Annotated in this window: 1 protein-coding gene; it reads left to right on the top strand. The window is 74.4% G+C overall.

The features are described 5' to 3' along the window. Positions 1-399 (top strand): ABC transporter permease subunit (locus tag J5F18_RS02845; protein WP_346300839.1); only part of this gene is annotated, 399 nt, incomplete at both ends.

The raw sequence follows: 399 nt of genomic DNA, 5'->3' as shown, positions 1-399 counted from the left end.
GTGCCCGGCGTGATTCTGGGAGTGATCGCCGGCTGGCGCGGCGGCTGGCTGGACCGGGTGCTGGGCAGCCTGGCCGATGCCTGCCTGGCCCTGCCGGGCCTGCTGCTGGTGCTGCTGCTGGCGGCCATCGCCCCCGGCAACTTCTGGGCCCTCTACGTGGGCATCGCCCTGGTGCTGTGGATCGAGTATTTCCGGGTGGTGCGCGCCCGCACCCGGGTGCTGGTGGCCTCTCCTCAGCTGGAGGCGAGCCGCCTGCTGGGCTTCGGCCGCCTCTATCTGGTGCGTCGCCACCTGTGGCCCGAGCTCGCCCCCCAGGTGCTGACCCTGGCCGCCTTCGGCGCCGCCAGCGCCGTGCTGGCCAGGGCCGCCCTGGGCTTCGTCAGCGTCGGGCTGCGCCCG

This window comes from Halomonas sp. BM-2019, from assembly GCF_017584085.1.
The sequence above is the reverse complement of the archived record's forward strand: the minus strand, read 5'-3'. Positions and strand labels throughout refer to the sequence as shown.